The sequence below is a fragment of the Nocardiopsis flavescens genome (genome assembly GCF_900141985.1).
Taxonomy (GTDB): Bacteria; Actinomycetota; Actinomycetes; order Streptosporangiales; family Streptosporangiaceae; genus Nocardiopsis; species Nocardiopsis flavescens.
Genome location: NZ_FQZK01000015.1, coordinates 1 through 17,318, shown reverse-complemented (window position 1 = coordinate 17,318; position 17,318 = coordinate 1). Strand labels below are relative to the sequence as shown.

20 protein-coding genes are annotated in these 17,318 nt (G+C 74.6%); 7 read left to right on the top strand and 13 right to left on the bottom strand.

What is annotated here, in order from left to right; genetic code table 11:
• From BUE45_RS21750 to BUE45_RS21715, 8 genes are all read right to left on the bottom strand, one after another.
• Positions 1–849, bottom strand: coding sequence for an ABC transporter permease (locus BUE45_RS21750; RefSeq protein WP_073381246.1), 849 nt, complete (start codon positions 847–849; stop codon positions 1–3).
• Positions 842–1,642, bottom strand: coding sequence for an ABC transporter permease (locus tag BUE45_RS21745; protein ID WP_073381245.1), 801 nt, complete (start codon positions 1,640–1,642; stop codon positions 842–844). Before BUE45_RS21745 ends, BUE45_RS21750 begins: the two co-directional genes overlap by 8 nt.
• A gap of 240 nt (positions 1,643–1,882) precedes the next feature.
• The gene (locus BUE45_RS21740) at positions 1,883–2,332 is read right to left on the bottom strand and encodes a hypothetical protein (protein WP_143173440.1); all 450 of its coding nucleotides are present in this window, start codon (positions 2,330–2,332) and stop codon (positions 1,883–1,885) included.
• A 193-nt stretch (positions 2,333–2,525) separates the two neighbouring features.
• On the bottom strand, positions 2,526–3,182 hold the full coding sequence (locus BUE45_RS21735; RefSeq protein ID WP_073381243.1) for an Asp23/Gls24 family envelope stress response protein: 657 nt from the start codon (positions 3,180–3,182) through the stop codon (positions 2,526–2,528).
• Positions 3,179–3,781, bottom strand: a complete 603-nt coding sequence (locus BUE45_RS21730; RefSeq protein ID WP_084737608.1) for a DUF6286 domain-containing protein — start codon at positions 3,779–3,781, stop codon at positions 3,179–3,181. The genes BUE45_RS21735 and BUE45_RS21730 overlap by 4 nt, the downstream gene beginning before the upstream one ends.
• 15 nt (positions 3,782–3,796) lie before the next feature.
• Complete coding sequence (locus BUE45_RS32650; protein WP_073381242.1) at positions 3,797–4,159, bottom strand: Asp23/Gls24 family envelope stress response protein; 363 nt, start codon at positions 4,157–4,159, stop codon at positions 3,797–3,799.
• Positions 4,156–4,341, bottom strand: coding sequence for a DUF2273 domain-containing protein (locus BUE45_RS21720; protein ID WP_073381241.1), 186 nt, complete (start codon positions 4,339–4,341; stop codon positions 4,156–4,158). The genes BUE45_RS32650 and BUE45_RS21720 overlap by 4 nt, the downstream gene beginning before the upstream one ends.
• Before the next feature lie 55 nt (positions 4,342–4,396).
• Positions 4,397–4,867 (bottom strand): Asp23/Gls24 family envelope stress response protein, encoded by a 471-nt coding sequence (locus BUE45_RS21715; RefSeq protein WP_073381240.1) that lies wholly within the window; start codon positions 4,865–4,867, stop codon positions 4,397–4,399.
• A gap of 515 nt (positions 4,868–5,382) precedes the next feature.
• Here BUE45_RS21715 and BUE45_RS21705 point away from each other — a divergent pair.
• The 4 genes from BUE45_RS21705 (at position 5,383) to BUE45_RS21690 (ending at position 8,276) form a co-directional block, all read left to right on the top strand.
• On the top strand, positions 5,383–5,856 hold the full coding sequence (locus tag BUE45_RS21705; RefSeq protein ID WP_084737631.1) for an RNA polymerase sigma factor: 474 nt from the start codon (positions 5,383–5,385) through the stop codon (positions 5,854–5,856).
• Positions 5,847–6,401 carry an Asp23/Gls24 family envelope stress response protein gene (locus BUE45_RS21700; protein WP_073381237.1) on the top strand — a complete coding sequence of 185 codons (555 nt, stop codon included), beginning with the start codon at positions 5,847–5,849 and terminating at the stop codon, positions 6,399–6,401. The genes BUE45_RS21705 and BUE45_RS21700 overlap by 10 nt, the downstream gene beginning before the upstream one ends.
• Positions 6,402–6,515: 114 nt before the next feature.
• Positions 6,516–7,346 (top strand): ACT domain-containing protein, encoded by an 831-nt coding sequence (locus tag BUE45_RS21695; RefSeq protein ID WP_073381236.1) that lies wholly within the window; start codon positions 6,516–6,518, stop codon positions 7,344–7,346.
• Positions 7,347–7,559: 213 nt separating this feature from the next.
• A complete protein-coding gene (locus tag BUE45_RS21690; protein WP_073381235.1) occupies positions 7,560–8,276 on the top strand; it encodes a L,D-transpeptidase family protein in 717 nt (238 codons plus the stop codon).
• 54 nt (positions 8,277–8,330) lie between these two features.
• Here the strand turns inward: BUE45_RS21690 and BUE45_RS21685 are convergent, their stop codons facing one another.
• The 3 genes from BUE45_RS21685 to BUE45_RS21675 all read right to left on the bottom strand — a co-directional run bounded on the left by BUE45_RS21685 (position 8,331) and on the right by BUE45_RS21675 (position 13,487).
• A complete protein-coding gene (locus BUE45_RS21685) occupies positions 8,331–11,567 on the bottom strand; it encodes an efflux RND transporter permease subunit (protein WP_073381234.1) in 3,237 nt (1,078 codons plus the stop codon).
• A gap of 205 nt (positions 11,568–11,772) precedes the next feature.
• Positions 11,773–12,759, bottom strand: a complete 987-nt coding sequence (locus BUE45_RS21680; protein WP_073381233.1) for an aldo/keto reductase — start codon at positions 12,757–12,759, stop codon at positions 11,773–11,775.
• 83 nt (positions 12,760–12,842) lie between these two features.
• Positions 12,843–13,487: a dTDP-4-dehydrorhamnose 3,5-epimerase family protein gene (locus BUE45_RS21675; protein ID WP_073381232.1), complete on the bottom strand. Its 645-nt coding sequence runs from the start codon at positions 13,485–13,487 to the stop codon at positions 12,843–12,845.
• 159 nt (positions 13,488–13,646) lie between these two features.
• On the opposite strand from BUE45_RS21675, the gene rfbD reads away from it, so the two are divergent.
• On the top strand, positions 13,647–14,510 hold the full coding sequence (gene rfbD, locus BUE45_RS21670) for a dTDP-4-dehydrorhamnose reductase (RefSeq protein ID WP_073381231.1): 864 nt from the start codon (positions 13,647–13,649) through the stop codon (positions 14,508–14,510).
• Here rfbD and BUE45_RS21665 read toward each other — a convergent pair whose 3' ends face one another.
• Positions 14,511–15,290 (bottom strand): SDR family oxidoreductase, encoded by a 780-nt coding sequence (locus BUE45_RS21665; RefSeq protein WP_218619578.1) that lies wholly within the window; start codon positions 15,288–15,290, stop codon positions 14,511–14,513.
• A gap of 173 nt (positions 15,291–15,463) precedes the next feature.
• On the opposite strand from BUE45_RS21665, the gene BUE45_RS21660 reads away from it, so the two are divergent.
• Complete coding sequence (locus BUE45_RS21660; RefSeq protein WP_143173439.1) at positions 15,464–15,994, top strand: hypothetical protein; 531 nt, start codon at positions 15,464–15,466, stop codon at positions 15,992–15,994.
• A gap of 61 nt (positions 15,995–16,055) precedes the next feature.
• On the top strand, positions 16,056–16,361 hold the full coding sequence (locus BUE45_RS21655; protein WP_073381228.1) for a hypothetical protein: 306 nt from the start codon (positions 16,056–16,058) through the stop codon (positions 16,359–16,361).
• Between the two features lie 4 nt (positions 16,362–16,365).
• On the opposite strand, the gene BUE45_RS21650 is transcribed toward BUE45_RS21655, so the two are convergent.
• Positions 16,366–17,318, bottom strand: a 953-nt coding sequence (locus BUE45_RS21650) for a nucleotide disphospho-sugar-binding domain-containing protein (RefSeq protein WP_218619577.1), incomplete at its 5' end; no start/stop codon positions are given.

Genomic DNA, 17,318 nt, shown 5'->3' with positions numbered 1-17,318 from the left:
TCAGCTCCCGGTGGATCGGTAGTGGCGCAGGCCCAGCCGCCACAGCAGGGCGGCGGCCGTGCAGGCGGCGACGGCGACGAACGGGGGCGCGAAGCGCAGGAGGTCGGGCAGCCCGGTCGGGTCCGGCCGGTCCAGCAGGTAGAGGACGGGCTGCCAGCCCACGAAGGCCAGCGGGACCGCGAAGGTGACCGCGTACACGACGCCCTTGCCGTAGATGGACAGCGGGTACTCGGTGAGCGCATGCCCGCCGTAGGTCACCGAGTTGGCGGCCTCGCGGGCGTCGGCGACGAAGAACTGGAGGCAGCCGCTCGCCGTCCAGACCGAGGCGGCGATCGCCACCCCCGACACCACCAGGACCGGGAGCATCAGGACCTTGCCCGCCGTCCAGTCGATGTCGCAGTGGTACAGGGCGAACCCGGCGACCGCGGCCGCCGGGACCACCCGGCCCAGGCGGCGCACGGCGAACCGGTCGGTGGCGATCTGGACGAGCGGGGACACCGGGCGCACCAGCATGACGTCGAGGGAGCCGGAGCGGATGTGCTGGCCCAGGCCCTCCACCATGCCCATGAGCATGTCGGCGGCGGCGAACATCAGGTTGGCCAGGGAGGCGATCAGCAGGCCCTCGGCCAGGGAGAAGCCGTCCAGGGCCCCGGCGTGGCGGAACACGACGAACACGGCGAAGATCTCGGCGACCGCGCCCAGCGCGGTCCCGAAGGTCATCAGCGCCAGGGAGGCCGGGTACTGGGCCAGTGCCCGGCTCCAGGTCCAGGCCAGGAGGGCGTAGACGCGGGCCGGCCGGGTCAGGCGTTCGACGGTGCCCCCGCAGGGGCGGGCGAGGAGGTCAGCCACCCTGGACCACCACCTTGCGGGTGGCGGCGGAGGTGAGCCGCGCGCCCAGGAGCAGCAGGGCGGCCGCCCAGCCGGCCTGGAGGGCGAGGCCGCCCGCGGCGGACCCGCCCGGGAGGCTCTCCTTGCCCAGGGTGATCTCGGCGGGGATCTGGATCATGGACGCCCACGGCAGGGCGCGCAGCACGTCGGCCACGCCGGGCGGGAACAGCGGGAGCGGCAGCAGGACCCCGGCCGCCACCGGGCCGACCAGGCCGACGACCGCCCAGATGCCCCGGGTGTCCAGGATCCAGAAGCCGGCCAGCTCGTAGAGGTAGCGCAGGGCGAACCCGATGACCGCGGCCAGCGCGACCGAGGCCAGGACCGCCGCCCAGTGGCCGGCGGTCCCCGGCAGGAGCAGGTCGAACAGGACCGTGCCGATGAGGAGGGTGGGCACGCCGCGGAAGACGATGCTGAACGTGGCCCGGCCCATGTCCTCGGCCAGCCACCAGCCGAGCAGCGGGACGGGGCGCAGCAGGTCGGTGCCGACGGCCCCGCTGCGGATGCGCTCGCCCAGGTCGAGCGGCGGACCCAGGATCGCGACGGTGGCCACCAGCGCCTGGCAGACGAAGACCTGGGTGACGGCGTCCGCCGCGTCGTAGCCGTTGATCAGCGGCCGTACGGAGAAGAGCGCGAGCAGGACGGCGGCGTTGATGCAGCCGAAGACCGAGTTGGTGAGGATGCCGGCGAGTGTGGCCGCGCGGTACGTGGAGTACCTGCGCAGCCCTGCGATGTACACGGCTGAATAGACGCGCACGGAGAAGGACCCCCTGGAGAACGTGCTGGAAAGGAACTTCGTGCCCGGAGGGCACGGTGTGTCCGGCACGTCCCTGATGCGCGAGGGGCTCAGGTCCGGGTCGCCGCGAAGGGCGAAGATAACACGTCCGCGCGCGGGGAGGGGTCCCGGCGTCCGGACCCGCCCCGGCCCCCGGTGGCGGGGCGGGCCCGGACGCGGCCCGCGCGTCGGCGGGGGCGGCGGGCCGCCTCCGCACGGGGGTCAGGGCACGCGCCGCGCCCGGTCCGCCTCGCCGCGGGCGTCGGCGTCCTGGTCGCGGCAGGCCCGGCGCAGGGCCTCCTCCGCGCGCCGGTCCGCGATGACGGCGGCGATCAGGAAGGTCAGCCCCAGGGCCGAGGCGACCGCGGTGGCGGGCATGGCCCAGGTGGACTCCTGGCCGAAGCCGCTGAGCAGGGTGGGCGCGTCGGGGCGGGCCAGGAGGACCACGGCGATCACCGCGATCAGCCCGGCCGCGACGCCGACGACGATGAACACGCCCACCGTCGCGGTGGAGGTGTCGGCGCGCACCAGGACCGTCGCGGGCCCGTCCCCGGGCCGGTCCCCGCCGTGCCGCCGCTTCCTCCGTGTTCTCGTGGCCGGTGTGTTCGCCGCCGGGGCGGAGGCGGTGTCGGTCGTCATGCCCGTCGAGGTGAGCCCGGCAGGGATTCTCATGGGGTCTCCCGTGGTCCGTCACTCTGTTCTTGCCGCTCGTCCGTGAAGACACGGTCGGGCTTGATCAACTCACGCCCTAAACTATGTGATCTAGTTCACCTTCCCGCCCGGTGGAAAGAAATCCCCCGCGGACGGTGATTTTACGTTCACTCTCAGCGCTACAGGAGTCGCGCGGGGGCCGCGTTTCCCCTGGTCACCGCACCCGGGAGTGCGTCGCGTTCCCGCCCGCGGACACCACGACGACGGTCGGCACCTCGGGCAGGCCCAGGGACAGCTCCAGCGCCTCCACCGCGGACTCCCGGCAGGCGCGCAGGAACCCGTCGAGGTCGGTGTCGGGGGAGACGGTCGCCTCCACCCGCAGCCACGGCGCGCTCTCCGGTCCGCGCAGCCGGGCGCGCGCCCGCACCGCCCCGGGCACCCGTTCCACGGTCGCGGCCACCGCGTCCTCCAGGGCGTGCCCCGACAGGACGGTGATGCCGGAGACCGAGTCCGCGCCGCGCACGACGCGGCGCAGCCGGCGGGTGTCCCGCTGCGCCAGCAGCCACCACACGCCCAGCAGCAGCGCCACCGGCGCGGCGGCCGCCACGGCGTAGGCGAGCAGGGGCGCCGGGACCGGGGGCCAGGGCGGCGGCCACCCCGGGACGGCGATCCCGGCCCGGTCCGCGGCCGTCGCGGCGCCCAGGGCGCCCGCGGCGATCAGCGCCGCCCCGAGCAGGAGCGACAGCGAGCGGTTCAGGTGCGAGCGGCGCAGGGCCCCGCGGAACCGTCGGCGCGAGGCCGAGCGCCCTGCGGGAGCCGGGGCCCGTGCGGCGGGGGTCCGTGCGTCGTGGGCCGGAGAGGTGACCGTCATGCCGGCCCCACCTCCCGGACACGCGCCCGGACCTTGAGACGCGACAGCACACCCAGCTCCTCACATCGTCGGCGCACCGATTCCTCCACTCCCGTGCGCAGGGTGCCGGACGCGCCGCGCAGCCGGGTCGAGACCAGCACCCGGACGCGTCGCCGCCCCAGCCGGACGCGGGCCCCGCTCACACCGTCGACCTCCCGGGCCCGCTCGGCGAGCAGCCGGGCGGCCCCGCCGCGGGTGATCCCCAGGACGAGCGACGGGTCGCCGGTCCGCAGGGCGAGGGGGCCCCGGCCGCCGCGCAGGAGGGCCGACAGGACCAGCGCGGTCCCGGCGGCGAGCGCGCAGGCCGCCGCGACCGCGAGCGCGAGCGCGGCCGTGCCCTGGTCGGCCGGACCCGCGGCCAGGCCGTCGGCGGTTCTGACGGCCGGGTGGTCCGGGGCCAGGGCCCGCCCCAGGAGGAGGGCACCGAGCACCGCTCCGGCCAGGGCCAGGACCGCGGCGCACAGCACGGCGGTGCCCGTCCGGTGCGGGCGCAGCAGCCGCAGAGCGGTGCGCCGCGCCGAGCGGGCCCGGGTCCGCTCGGGATTCTTGTCGGGGCTCATGGGCGGCCTTTCATGTCAGCGCAGGACCGGTGAGAGGACGAGGCGGACGACGCTGACGTCCGCCGTGTGGACGCGCAGCCCCGTGGTCCGCTCGACCGCGGCGACCAGGCGTCCGCGCAGGTCGGCCGCGGCCTCCTCCAGCGGCCGGGGGAAGGCCATCGCGACCTCCACCCGCAGGGACACGCGGGACCCGCCGCGGCTCACCTCGACCCGCACCGGCGGCCCCGCGATCGCGCCGCGCAGCGCCCCCGGCCCCTCCAGCGGGCGCACCGCCTCGTGGCCCAGCGCCTCGTGGCGCACCAGGCGCTCGATCACGCGGTCGGCGATCGCGGTCCCGCCCCGCGGGGGCGCGGGCGCCTCCCCGGCGGGCGCGCTCACCGCAGGCCCCCGCGGTCCCGGGGGGTGAAGAGCGCGGCGAGGTCGACCTCGCCCGCGTACGCCCTGCCCAGGAGGAACCCCACCGTCCCGAACAGCAGGACCAGCAGGAACGCCCAGAACCCGCCGAACGCCGCGGTGAGTCCCAGGACCACCCCGAAGGCGAGTCCGACGATCGGCCACATAGATCCTCAACTCCGGTCTCGGTGCTCGGTCTGCCGTGTGTTCACCGCGGATGCCCTACTGCACGCGCGGCTCGGTGCCGGAGGACTCCTCGCCCTCGCCGGGCAGGTGGATGTCGTCGATGGCCACGTTCACCTCGGTGACCTCCAGCCCCGTCATGCGCTCCACGGCCGAGACCACGTTGCGCCGGACCTCGCCGGCCAGGTCGGGGATGACGGCGCCGTACTCGACGACCAGGTTGATGTCGACGGCCGCCTGGCGCTCGCCGACCTCGACCGCGACGCCGCGGTCGGCGGCGGACGTGGAGGTCGAGCCGGGGATGCGCTCGCGGACGGCGTCGAAGGCGCGGGCGGCGTTGCCGCCCATCCGGTGGACGCCGCGGACCTGGCGGGCGGCCATGCCGGAGATCTTGGCGACCACGTGGTCGGCGATCACGGTGCGGCCCTGGGTTCCCGCGGTGGCGGGGGCGTCGACGCGGCGCAGGTCGGTGCCGGCGGTCACGTCGTCCTGGGGGTTCTTGGCTGCCATGTTCGTCTCCTCGTTACTTGTTTCTCGTGGTCTCGCACCGGTGGGCGGTGCCCGGCGGGTTCGGGGCGCCGGAGAGGCGCTGCGCCGCGGAGCGCAGGAGGGAGAGGCGGAGCCTCGCCGCGGTCGCGGAGGCCGCGGGGCGGGGCAGGGCCGCGCCGCCGCCCGGCGCGGGGGCCGGCGGGCCCTCCCCGCGGACCGGCGTCCGGACTTCTCCCATGGCGGTTCCTCCCCGTTCCCCTCTGGCGGTGTCCCCTCCGGCGGCACGCCCGTTCCGGTGCCGTCCCCTTGAAGACACACGGGACCGGCCGCGGCTCACGGCGATTGTCTTGTGTCGTGGATCACGTTTAATGGATGCTTGAATGGATACTGACTGTATCTGTTCCCATACCGTGAGTGGGTGATCCGTGTCAGGTGAGCGCCACGGGGATGACGCAGCGCCGTCCGCGCCCGAAGCCCCTGTGCCCGAGACCGTCCTCGTCGAGCGTGCCCGGAGCGGCGACGACGCGGCCTTCGAGATGCTGCTGCACCGGTACCAGGACACGGTCTACCGCATCGCGCTGCGCATCCTGCGGGATCCCGGGGACGCCCGCGACGCGGCCCAGGAAGCCCTCATCACGGCCTGGCGCAAACTCCCCGAGCTGCGCGACCCCGCGGTGTTCGGCCCGTGGCTCAAGCGCATCGCCGGGCGGCGGGCCCTGAACCTGCTGCGCGCCCGGACGGACACCGAGCCGATCGACGAGCGGACGGACCCCGGCTCCCGCGAGGCCGGGCCCGCCGCCGAGGCGCTGGCGGGCGACCTGCGGGGAGCGCTCTCCCAGGCCCTGGCCGGACTGCCCCCCGCGCAGCGCACCTGCTGGGTCCTGCGGGAAATGGAAGGATGGGGATATGAAGAGATAGCAGAAGTCGTCGATGCGACCCCGACCGCCGTGCGTGGGCGGATCCACCGTGCCCGCGCCCATCTCGTGAAGGCTCTTGCACCATGGCGCTAGAACCGCCCGACGACGGCGCTGACGACCTCCTCCCCTGCGGACACGGGGAGGACGCGCTGGTGCGGAACCTGATGGAGGGCCGCACCACCGAACACGAGGCCGCCTGCCCGTACTGCCGGGCCGCCGCCCGCGAACTCGCCCCGCTGGTCTCCGTGCTGCGCGAGCCCGAGGCCGAGGCGGTCACCGCCCCCGCCGGACTCGTCGACGACGTCATGCGCGCTATCCGCGCCGAGCGCGGGAGCCGCCGGTCCCTGGCGCTCGACGCCCCCGGCCCGGGAACGACGCACGTACGGGAGTCCGCCGTCGCCGCCCTGGCGCGCTTCTCCGCGCGCTCCGTCCCCGGGGTGCTCGTGGGCCGCTGCCGGGTGCGGCGGGACCGGGACGGGCTCACCGTCTCGCTGGGCGCGCGCGTCGCCCACGGCACGCCCATCACCGAGGCCGCCGACGAGGTCCGCCACGCCGTGCGCGAGGTCCTGGAGGACCGCCTGCGGCTCCCGGTCGCGCGGATCGACATCGAGGTCACCGGGCTCATCGAGGCCGACTGAGGGCGGTGCGGGCGCCCGTCCGCGCGGCGGGCGTGACAGGGCTCACGGCCGGACGTCACCCTCCCGTCATCCGCCGGAGCACGGACGCAACGTCGGCCCGGCATCGTCGGTCCCATGGACTCTTGCGAAGCCCACCGCGGAAACGACGACCGGTCCACCGGCTTCCTCGGCCGGGAGGCCCTGGACTTCGGGGTGCTGCTGCTCGCCGCCGGGGCGGCGCACCTGGTGGTGCTCTCCCTGGGGCACAGCGACGGCGGGGTCCGGGTCCTGCTCGCGGTCGGGGCGCTGCTCGTCGTGGCCTCCGGCCTGCACCGCTGGCGCCGCCACCGGCGCGCCCCGCTCCCCGGGGCCGCCGCGGTCCACCGCCCGCACCGGGCCGGAGCCCCGTACGACCCGCCCGGCGACCGCCTGTGGAGCGTGCGGGTGACCGTCGCGGACGTCCCCGGCGGGCTCGCCGCGCTGACCGCCGGGTTCGCGGCCCTGGGCATCGACATCCGCCTCATGCACGTCCACCCCGCGGGCACCGAGGCCGTCGACGAGTTCTTCGTGAGCGCGCCCGCGCACGTGGGGGCGCACGCCCTGCACGCGGCCGTGCGGGAGGCGGGCGGGCGCGACGCCATCGTGCGCACCGCCGACCCCCACGAACTCAGCGACACCACCAGCCGGACGCTGGCCCTGGTCGGCGCGCTCGCCGCCGGGAACGCCACCCTGGAGCACTCGCTGCTGTCCCTGGCCGCCGCCCAGCGGGTCGACACCGCGGACGCGCCGCCCGCCGGCCTGGGGCGCGAGGACCTGTCCGGCACCGTCATGACCCTGCCCGCCCCCGACGGCCGGGTGCTCGTGGTCCGGCGGTCCGGCGCGCCCTTCACCTCGGTGGAGTTCGCCCGCTGCCGGGCCCTGGCCCAGGTCGCCGCCACCCTGCGCAGCCCCGCCGCCGGCTCCTGAGGGCGGGGCGCGGACCGCGCCGCCCCGGGGCGCGTCGCGCCGGGCGCGGGTCGCCCGGCACCGGCGCGCGGACACCCCCGGGCCGGTGCGCGGCGCGCACCTCCGGCGGACCCCGGCCCGGCCCGGGTCCGCGCGGACCCGGGCCGGACGCATTTCTTCCACAGGCTGTGGAAAATGCGCCCATGATCCGCCACGGGCGGGTACAAGGGGAATATGCCGACCCCCGCGACACACCCCCGCACGTTCCGCAGACACCCGACCCGGCTCCTGGCCGTGCTGCTCGCCGCACTGCTGGGCGCCCTCCTGCTCGCCCCGACCCCCGCCCACGCCGCCGCCGGCGAGCTGCGCAACGGCGACTCCGGGCGGGCCGTCACCGCCCTCCAGAACGACCTGCTCGACCTCGGCTACTGGCTCGACGGCGCCGACGGCGAGTTCGGGCCCAACACCGCCCAGGCCGTGCTCGCCCTCCAGAAGGCCGCGGGCATCGCCCGCGACGGCGTGGTCGGCCCGGACACCCGGGCCGCGCTCGCCGACGGGGCCCGGCCCTCGGCCTCCTCCTCCGGCGACGCGCTGGAGATCGACCTGGAGCGCCAGCTGCTCCTGGTGGTCTCGGGCGGGGAGGTGGAGTACACGCTCAACACCTCCACCGGCTCGGGCAAGCCCTACCTGGGCTCCGACGGCTCCGAGCGGATCGCCACCACCCCGACCGGGTCCTACGCGGTGTTCCGCCAGGTCTCCGGCTGGGACCCGGGCCCCTACGGGGCGCTCTACGCGCCGATGTACTTCAACGGCGGCATCGCCGTCCACGGCTACCCCAGCGTTCCGGCGTACCCGGCCTCCCACGGCTGTGCCCGGGTGAGCCTGCCCGCCATGGACTGGCTGCGGGAGGAGGGGCACATCGCGGTGGGCACCACCGTCGTCGTCCGCTGACCGCCGACGGGCGCCCGCGGGGCCGGGACGCGCTCCCGGCCCCGCGGGTCCCGGTCACTCCCGGGGCGGGTCCTGCGGTTCCCCACCGGGGGATTCCGCGGACTCCGCGGACCCCGCGCCGTCCCCGCCCGCGGCGGCGGTCCGGGCCGCCTCCTTCTTCAGGCGCCGCTTCTCCCGCTTCTCCTCCCGGCGTTCCGCCCGCCGCAGCTTGCGCTGCTCGACGATGGTGTACAGCACCGGGACGAACACCAGCGTCAGCACCGTCGAGGAGAACAGCCCGCCGATGGTGACGATCGCCAGGGGCTGGGTCATGAACGCGCCCCCGCCGTCGGTGAACTGGAACGCCAGCGGCAGCAGGGCCGCGATGGTCGCCACCGCCGTCATGAGGATGGGGCGCACCCGGTACATCGACCCCTGCACGACCGCCTCGGACAGCTCCATGCCCCGCTCGCGGTACTGGTTGACCAGGTCGATGAGCACGATGGCGTTCGTGACGACCACGCCGATCAGCATGAGCAGGCCGATGAGCGCGGGCACGCCCAGGGGGATGCCCGTGATCAGGAGCAGGCCGATCGAGCCGGTGGCCGCGAACGGCACCGAGACCAGCAGCACCAGCGGCTGGACCAGGCTCCGGAAGGTCACCACCAGGATGACGTAGGAGATCATGACCGCCGCGAACATGGCATAGAACATCTGTTCGAACGCCTCGTCCTGGTCGGCCGCGACCCCGCCCGTGGACACCGTGGCGTCCTCCGGCAGGTCGAGGCCGTCCAGCACCCCGTCCACCCGGGTGCTCAGCGCGCCGATGTCCTCGGTGGCGGGCGATGCGGTCACCGTGACGCTGGTGACGCCGTCCAGCCGGCCGCGCGAGAGCGGGCTCTCGACCTCCACGACGTCGGCCACGGACGACAGCCGCACGGTCTTCCCGTCGGGGGTGGACACCCGGATGTCCTCGACCTCGTCGAGGGTCCCGGGCTCGTCGTCGACGTACACGACGACGTCGCGCAGGTGGCCGTCGACCCGCGCGGTCCCCACGTCCGTGCCCTGGAAGGCCTGGAAGACCGCCGCGCCCACGGCCCCCTCGGTGAGCCCGCGGTCCGCCGCCTCCTCGGCGTCGACCACGACCTCGTAGGTGACGACGGACTCGCCGATGTCGGTCCGCACGTTCTCCAGGTCGTCGATCTCCTCGAGCGCCGCGACCACCTCGTCCGCGGCCTCGGCCGCGACCTCCGGGGTCAGCGCGCCGACGTGCACGGTGATGCCCGAGGACCCGTCCGTGCTCCCGTCGTCGAGGGTGGTCGGGTACTCCGTGTCCACCCCGGCCAGCAGCTCGCCCAGCCGGTCCCAGTGGGTGTCCAGGTCGCCGTCCGGGTCGGTGGTGACGTTGTAGACGGTGTCGCCCACACCGCCGCCGCCCAGCGCCGAGGTGACGCTGTTGCCGCCCATGGTGACCTGGTAGGAGTCCACCCAGGCGGCCCCGGAGAGGGCCTCCTCGACCTTGGCGGCCTCGGCGTCGACCTCCTCGGGGGAGAGCGACGGGGGCAGCTCCTGCACGGCCTGGAAGGTGTTGCGGCCCTCCTCGCCGAGGAAGTCGGTCTTGAGCCAGGGGGACAGCGAGATGCCGATCGTGGCGATGAAGAGCGCCGCGCCCGCGGCCAGTGTGGCGACCCGGTGGGCGGTGGCCCAGCGGACGACGGAGCGGTAGCCGCGCTGGAGCGGCGAGGGCTCGGGGACGCCGTCCGCCGCGGCGGCGCGCCGGCGGAACCCGTACCCCGGCCGCACGAACAGGTACGACAGGGTCGGTACGACGGTGAGGGCGGCCAGCATCGAGGTGACCAGGACCAGGGAGACGGTCAGCGCGAACGGGCGGAACACCTCGCCCGTCATCCCGGTGACGAACACGAACGGCACGAAGCCCATCAGCGTCACGAGGGTGGAGGAGACGATCGCCGGAGTGACCTCCAGCGTGCCCTCGCGGACCGCCGTCATCCGGTCCTCGGTGAAGGTCATGTGCCGCTGCACGTTCTCGAGGATGACGATCGCGTCGTCCACCAGGCGCCCGATGGTCACGGCGATCGCGCCCAGGGTGACCAGGTTGAGGGAGTACCCCAGCAGCTGCGTCCCGGCCAGGGAGAGCAGGATCGACAGGGGGATGGCGACGGAGACGACCAGCGTCGAGCGCACGGACAGCAGGAAGGCGAGGATGGCCAGGACCGCGAAGGCGATACCGACGTAGCCCTCCTCGATGACGGAGGAGATCGAGTCCTCGATCGGCGGGGCCTGGTCGGAGACGACCGTGATCTCGGCCCCGTCGCCGAGCGCGTCCTCCCACCCGTCCACGCCCGCGTGCACGGCCTGGGAGATCTCCATGACGTTGCCGTCGGGGTTCTTGGTGATGACCACCCCCAGGCTGGGCTGCCCGTTGGTGCGGGTGATCGTCGACGCCGCGTCGGTCTCCAGCTCCACCTCGGCGACCTCGTGGACCGGGACCGAGTCCGGAATGGAACCCTGTGCCCCGAACCCGCTCGCGGTCACGGCCTCGCGGGGGGCCACCCGGACGTTCTCCACGTCCTCCAGCGATTCGAGGGAGGAGCCCGTGGTGACGTTGAACTCGCCGTCGTCCTCGTGGACCGGGCCGCCCGGGATCCGGGCCCCGTTCTCCTCCAGCGAGGCCAGGACGTCGGCCTTGGTCAGGTCGGCGTCCTCCAGGGCCTCCTCGTCGACCCGGACGGTGACGGTGCGCTCGCGGATCCCGTTGACGACCACCGTCCGGACGCCCTCGACGTCCTCCAGTTCGGGGACCACGCGCTGCTCCAGGGCCGGGGCGAGCGCCTGCTCGCCGCCCGCCTCGGGGTCCCCGCTCACCGCGAGCATGACGACGGGGATGTCCACGGAGCTGAACGACTGCGCGAACACCTCGACCTCGTCCGGGAGCGAGGCCGCGGCCTCGTCCGTGGCCCGGCGCACGTCCCGGAGCACGGTCTCGGCCGACACGCCGAAGTCGAACTCCAGGGTCACGCGGGAGCGGCCCTCCGAGGACACCGAGTGGAAGGACTCGATGTCCGGGACCGAGCGGAGCGCCTGTTCGAGGGGGACCGTCACCTCGTCCTCGACCGCCCGGGGGGAGGCGCCGTAGTACGTGGCGTCCACCATGACCATGGGGATCTCCATGGACGGCATGAGTTCGCGCTGGGCGCCGTTGACGGCGAACGCGCAGCCGAACAGCGCGGCGATCGAGAGGATGACGACCGCGGATCTGTGCTTCAGGGAGAGCAGCGCCAGTTTCTTCACGGGAGCGCCCCCTGCGCGGACGCGCGGCCCGCCGTTCTCCCCCCGGTGCCGGAGACACCTTCCAACCTGCTTTTCTCGACCATGATCGCCTTGCATCCTCCTCGCGGAAAGCCGGTGGAGGCGGCCTCTCCCGGACGAGATCCGCCAGGGGCCGCCGAACGCGGCACACCCTAGGGGAAGGAGGGCGGGCGCAGGCGGCGCCCGGTCACCAGGCCCAGGCCTCGGGGCCCGGCCCCCCGTTGCCGATGGGCGGGAAGAGGCGCTCCAGCTCGCGGAACAGCTCCGGGTCCTCCTCGGCCTCCAGGACGTCCAGGGCGTCGGAGAGGTGGCCCTCCGTGCGGGGGCCGATGACCATCGACGTCACCCCCGGCCGGGAGAGCACCCAGCGCATGGCGACCTGGGCGGGCTTGAGCCCCCGCTCCTCGCAGAGCGCCTCGTAGTCGGCGATCACGGGCTCCAGCACGGGCATCGCCTCCATGGCCCGCCCCCGCGCGGTCTTCACCGCGGTCCCCTGCTCCAGCTTGCGCAGCGCCCCGCCCAGGAGGCCGCCGTGCAGCGGGGACCAGACGACCACGCCGATCCCGTACGCGCGCGCGGCCGGGATGACCTCCAGCTCGATGTGCCGGCGGACCAGGTTGTAGCAGGACTGCTCCGAGACCAGCCCCAGGAAGTGCCGCCGGGCGGCGGCCTCCTGGGCCGCGACCAGGTGCCAGCCCGCGAAGTTGGAGGAGCCCACGTAGCGGACCTTCCCCTGGCGGACGAGGATCTCCATCGCCTGCCAGACCTCCTCCCAGGGGGCGCTCCGGTCGATATGGTGCATCTGGTAGAGGTCGATCCAGTCGGTGCGCAGCCGGCGCAGCGACGCGTCGCAGGCGGAGATGATGTGCCGGGCCGAGAGCCCGCCCTCGTTGGGCCAGTCGCTCATGGGGGTGAACACCTTCGTCCCCAGGACCATCTTCTCGCGCCGCCCGCCGCCCAGGGCGAACCACTCCCCGAGCAGTTCCTCGGTCCAGCCCTTGTGCACCTGCCACCCGTACTGGTCGGCCGTGTCGATGAAATTGATGCCGGCGTCGAGGGCGCTGTCCAGCAGCGCGAAGCTGTCGTCCTTGGGCAGGTTGACGCCGAGGTTCAGCGTCCCCAGGCACAGCCTGCTCACCTGTAGCGCGGTACGGCCGAGAGTCGTGTACTGCATCGCCATTCCTGTGGTCGTGTCCTGTCCGGTGCAGAAGTCGGTCACGGGGTCGGGACCGGCCGCGGCGCGGCCTTCCGGCGCTTTCAGACGGTAGGGGGCGGGTTTTCGGGCAGGGCGCGCGGGGTGGCCGCGAGGTGGGACCTCTCCCACCGCAGGCACTCGCCGTAGACGGGCAGCAGGCCCCGGACCCGGGCCTCCTCCAGTGTCGGCGCCTCCAGGTCGCGCCGGGACAGCAGGGGTTCGGGGGCGCCGGGCAGGGGGAGCCCCAAGGCCGGGTCGAGCGGGGACAGCGCCATCTCGCGCCCGCCCACGTAGGGGGCGGAGAGCATGTACGTCATGACCGTCCCCTCCTCCAGCGAGATGAACACGTGGCCCACCCCCGTCGGCAGGTAGAGGGCCCGGTGGTCCCGCTGGTCCAGGACGACCGAGTCCCACAGCCCGTAGGTCGGCGAGCCGACGCGGATGTCGACGACGATGTCCAGGGAGCGGCCCGCGGAGGAGTACACGTACTTGGCGGCCCCGGGGGGCACGGCGGTGTAGTGCACCCCCCGCACGACGTTCGCGTGCGAGCGGCTGTGCAGGGTCTGCGCGACGGGGAAGAGGACGCCCCCGGTCGCCTCAGCGAAGGACGCCTCGTGGAAGTGGGTGGCCACGAGGCCGCGGTCGTCGGGATACACCGCAGCGGTGAACTCGAACGCTCCGTCGATCGCTAATCTGCGTGCTTGCATGCTGGGGAAGGCCTTCCTGGACCCCCGGGGGGCGAGTCGCGCGCCGCTCGGAGGCCGCCGTTGGGGAGCCGCGTGCCGGGAGCCGACAGTGCGCAGCGTATTGCCCGGCCGGGTCCCGCGGAACGGCCGCGGGCTCGGACACCGTGAGGAGGACGGCCGATGCGATGGTTGGTCACCGGGGCCGGCGGGACCCTGGGACACGACGTGGTGCGGGTGCTGGAGGGGGCGGGCGAGGAGGTGCTCGCACCGCCGCGGTCCCTGCTGGACGTCACCCGGCCCGACGCCGTGGACGCCTTCGTGCGGGGGCGCCGTCCCGACGTGGTGGTCAACTGCGCCGCCTACACCGACGTGGACGGGGCCGAGGCGGAGCCGGAGCGGGCCCGCGAGGTCAACGCGGCGGCGCCCGGCCACCTCGCGCGCGCGTGCGCGCGGGGGAGCGCCCGACTGGTGCACATCTCGACCGACTACGTCTTCTCCGGCCGGGGCCGGTCCACCCCGTACGCCGAGGACTGCCCGACCGACCCGTGCTCCGTCTACGCGCTGACCAAGCGCGACGGGGAGGACGCCGTGCTGGGGACGCTGCCGGACCGCTCGGTGGTCCTGCGGACCTCCTGGCTCTACGGGGCGCACGGGCGCAGTTTCGTCGGCACGATGGCCGGCCGCGCCGCGCGGGGCCTGTCCTCCGAGGTCGTCGACACCCAGGTGGGCCAGCCCACCTGGTCGCGGGACCTCGCCGAACGCGTCCTCTGGGCGGGGCGCCGCGCGGACGCGGTCGGCGTCCTGCACGCGGTCAACGGCGGGCGGACGACCTGGTTCGGGCTGGCCCGCGCCGTCTACGCCCTGGCGGGGGCCGACCCCGCGCTCGTGTCCCCCTGCCCCGACGACCGGTTCCCGCGCGCGGCGGACCGGCCCTCGTACAGCGTGCTGGGGGGCGACCGGTGGGCGGACTGGGGCGCGGCGCCGCTCCGGGACTGGTCCGAGGCGCTCGCCGAGGCCCTGCGGGAGATGGTCCCGCGGTCCTGATCACATCCGCGTGCTGCCGACGTACACCGTGGCGGGCGGGCGGGCGCCCCGCCCGTCCGGTACGGCGGCGTCCGCGATGGCGCCGGCGAACGCCCGGGTGTCGGGGAGCGGGCCCACGCGGTCGCGCCGCGCCGCCAGCCAGCCCGGGTTCAGCCGGTCGAGCATCAGGGCGATGGGGCTGTCGGCGATGACGTCGCCGCTCACCACCGTCAGCGCCACGCCGCGGGCCGCGAGCCGCGCGGACCGCGCGCGCAGGGCGGCCTCGCCCGCCTGCTTGCTGCGCGCCACCGGCGCGTACACCGGCGACTCGTAGCGCTCGAAGTGCGCCCAGTGCGAGGTCACGAACGCGATGCGCCCCCCGGGCCGCATCAGCGGGAGGGCGGCGTCGACCAGCCGGACGGGGGAGTCGGCGTTGATGCGCATCGCGTACCCCTCGTCCGCCCAGCGTTCGAGCCCCCCGCTGGCGTTCAGCACGAGGCCGTCCAGCCGGCCGGCGGACTCCTCCAGGTCCGCGAGCATGCCCCGCGTCTCGTCGGGGTCGGTGAGGTCGGCGCGCAGGACCAGGGCGCGGCGGCCCGCGGCCTCGACCCGCGCCGCGACGGCGCGGGCCATCCACGCCTTGTTCCCGTCCCGGTGGTTCACCACCACGGTCCCGACGTCCCCGCGCTCGGCGAGCAGGCCCGCCACCTCCGCGCCCACGCCCCGGGAGCCCCCCGTCACCAGTACGACCGCCTCGCCCATGTCCGCCCCGTCCTCCGTCGCCGCCGGTCGCAGAGTCACTAGCACGTGTCCCGCCAGCGGGACATCCGGCGGTCCCGCTGACGTGGGTGGTTCCCGGTCCGCTTCCCGTGGTGTCCCCGTGCCGTTAGCGTCCCCCCATGCTCCCCGGCCCCCGGGGGGCCCGCCCGCCGCCGTCGCGGCGGCGCGGTACCGACGGCCAGGAGGATTGAGGCATGTCCCACGCACAGGTCCGGACCCGGAGGACACGGATAGACCCGGTGCCGCTGCCCGTCCGCGAGCCGAGCGAGGCCCTCGCCGCCTGGGGGCTGGGCGACCACCCCGGGGCCCCCGGGCTCGCGCGGGACTGCGCCGGCGGCGCCGACGCGGTGTTCCGCGTCGAGGAGACCGTCCACGGCAGGACGGTGGCCCTGGTGTCCGTGCACGGTGTGGAGGGGATCGCCGGCTCCCGCGCCATCGAGATGGTCAGCGACACCGACGCCCTGGTCAGGGGGCTCGGCATCGAGGCGAACCTGCTGATGATCAACCACATCTTCGCCGAGTGGGACGCGGATCGGATCTACTTCTGGCCGGAGGAGGACCACCTGGCGACGATCGAGGCGTACCCGGCGATGCTCCTGGAGGTCGCCGAACCGCCCGGCGACCTCGCCGCGAGGGCGGCGGGCCGCCGGACGTTCGTCATCTCCCGGGAGGACTGGCAGAAGATCGCCTCGGTCTTCCTCCGCGTCCTGAGCGGCAGGGACTGACGGTCGACGTCCCGTCCGCGCCGTCCGTATGATCCACCCCCATCGAGAAAGGCCGTTCCGCATGCCCTCCATTGACCGCGACGAGCTGATCGCCCAGATCAAGATCCAGGCGATGACCGTGCTCATGTTCACCCACAGCGAGCCGCAGTACGACCTCCCCGAGCCCGAGCAGATGGAGGACATCGGCTCCTTCGCCGTCGTCCAGCTCACGCTGATGCTGGAGGACCTCTACAGCGTCGAGCTGCTGGAGCAGATGGTCGACTTCAAGGGCGGTTCGTTCGAGGACTTCGCCGACTTCATCATCGAGCGGGTGGAGAAGGGGCAGGACCGGGTGGAGAACGAGCAGGGAGCCGTCCCCGGGGCCTGACACCTCACACCCCCGTGTGTGTGAGGTGGTGCAGGGTGTGGGCGGTCCGGCCCGGCCCGGGCATCGCGAGGGCCTGCGCCGCCAGGTCCCGGGCCGCCTCCCGGTGCTCCCGGCCCTCCAGCAGCCGGGCCAGCATCCCCGTCAGCTCCCCGCCCTCCAGCACCGCCGACCGCACCGTCAGCCCCGCCCCCTGCCGGTCCAGCCGCTCCGCCAGCACCGGCTCGTCGTAGATGTACATCGGAGCGATCACCTGCGGCAGCACCAGCTGCGGCACCCCGTGCACCATCGCGGTGCACAGCGTCCCCACACCCCCGTGGTGGACCACCGCGTCACAGGTCGGCAGCAGGGTGTGCAACGGGGTGGGACCCGCCGCGACCACCCCCTCGGGCGGGTCCCGCAACGCGTCCAGCTGGTCCGGGGTCAACGCCAGCACCACCTCGGCCCCCGTCGCGGCCAGCGCCCGCACCAGCCCGTTCACGTCCAGACCGGTCCCGGTGTGCAGCCGGTCCACCGCGGTCGCGCCCAGGGTCAGGCACACCCGCGCACGCCCCGAGCGGGCCCCGGCCAGCCACCCCGGCGAGACGGCCCGCCCGTTGTAGGGGATGTAGCGCACCGGCAGCCGGTCCACGCCCGGGACCGGGTCCAGCGCCAGCGGGTCGGGGAACGGGTCCAGGGTCAGGTGCCCCCGGGTCATCCGCTCGGTGAACACCGTCCCGGACCGGCGGGCCATGTGCCCCATCCAGTCCGTCAGCGGATCGGGCCGGGGCGCGTCCGGCGGACGCCGCGCCAGGTGGTGGTGGCGGGCCCGCCCGATCAGGTCCAGCCCCCACAGGAACCGGACATGGGGCACGCCCAGGCTCTCCGCGGCCACCGGCGCCGCGAACGTCAGCGGCTCCCACACCACCAGGTCCGGACGCCACCGCCGACAGAACCCCACCAACCCATCCACCAACGGCG

Bases quoted from the DNA above. Each gene is read 5' to 3' on its own strand.
- BUE45_RS21740 (WP_143173440.1), bottom strand. From the start codon at position 2,332: ATGAGAATCCCTGCCGGGCTCACCTCGACGGGCATGACGACCGACACC.
- BUE45_RS21735 (WP_073381243.1), bottom strand. From the start codon at position 3,182: ATGACGGTCACCTCTCCGGCCCACGACGCACGGACCCCCGCCGCACGG.
- BUE45_RS21730 (WP_084737608.1), bottom strand. From the start codon at position 3,781: ATGAGCCCCGACAAGAATCCCGAGCGGACCCGGGCCCGCTCGGCGCGG.
- BUE45_RS21720 (WP_073381241.1), bottom strand. From the start codon at position 4,341: ATGTGGCCGATCGTCGGACTCGCCTTCGGGGTGGTCCTGGGACTCACC.
- BUE45_RS21715 (WP_073381240.1), bottom strand. From the start codon at position 4,867: ATGGCAGCCAAGAACCCCCAGGACGACGTGACCGCCGGCACCGACCTG.
- BUE45_RS21705 (WP_084737631.1), top strand. From the start codon at position 5,383: ATGCTGCTGCACCGGTACCAGGACACGGTCTACCGCATCGCGCTGCGC.
- BUE45_RS21700 (WP_073381237.1), top strand. From the start codon at position 5,847: ATGGCGCTAGAACCGCCCGACGACGGCGCTGACGACCTCCTCCCCTGC.
- BUE45_RS21695 (WP_073381236.1), top strand. From the start codon at position 6,516: ATGGACTCTTGCGAAGCCCACCGCGGAAACGACGACCGGTCCACCGGC.
- BUE45_RS21690 (WP_073381235.1), top strand. From the start codon at position 7,560: ATGCCGACCCCCGCGACACACCCCCGCACGTTCCGCAGACACCCGACC.
- BUE45_RS21680 (WP_073381233.1), bottom strand. From the start codon at position 12,759: ATGCAGTACACGACTCTCGGCCGTACCGCGCTACAGGTGAGCAGGCTG.
- BUE45_RS21675 (WP_073381232.1), bottom strand. From the start codon at position 13,487: ATGCAAGCACGCAGATTAGCGATCGACGGAGCGTTCGAGTTCACCGCT.
- rfbD (WP_073381231.1), top strand. From the start codon at position 13,647: ATGCGATGGTTGGTCACCGGGGCCGGCGGGACCCTGGGACACGACGTG.
- BUE45_RS21660 (WP_143173439.1), top strand. From the start codon at position 15,464: ATGTCCCACGCACAGGTCCGGACCCGGAGGACACGGATAGACCCGGTG.
- BUE45_RS21655 (WP_073381228.1), top strand. From the start codon at position 16,056: ATGCCCTCCATTGACCGCGACGAGCTGATCGCCCAGATCAAGATCCAG.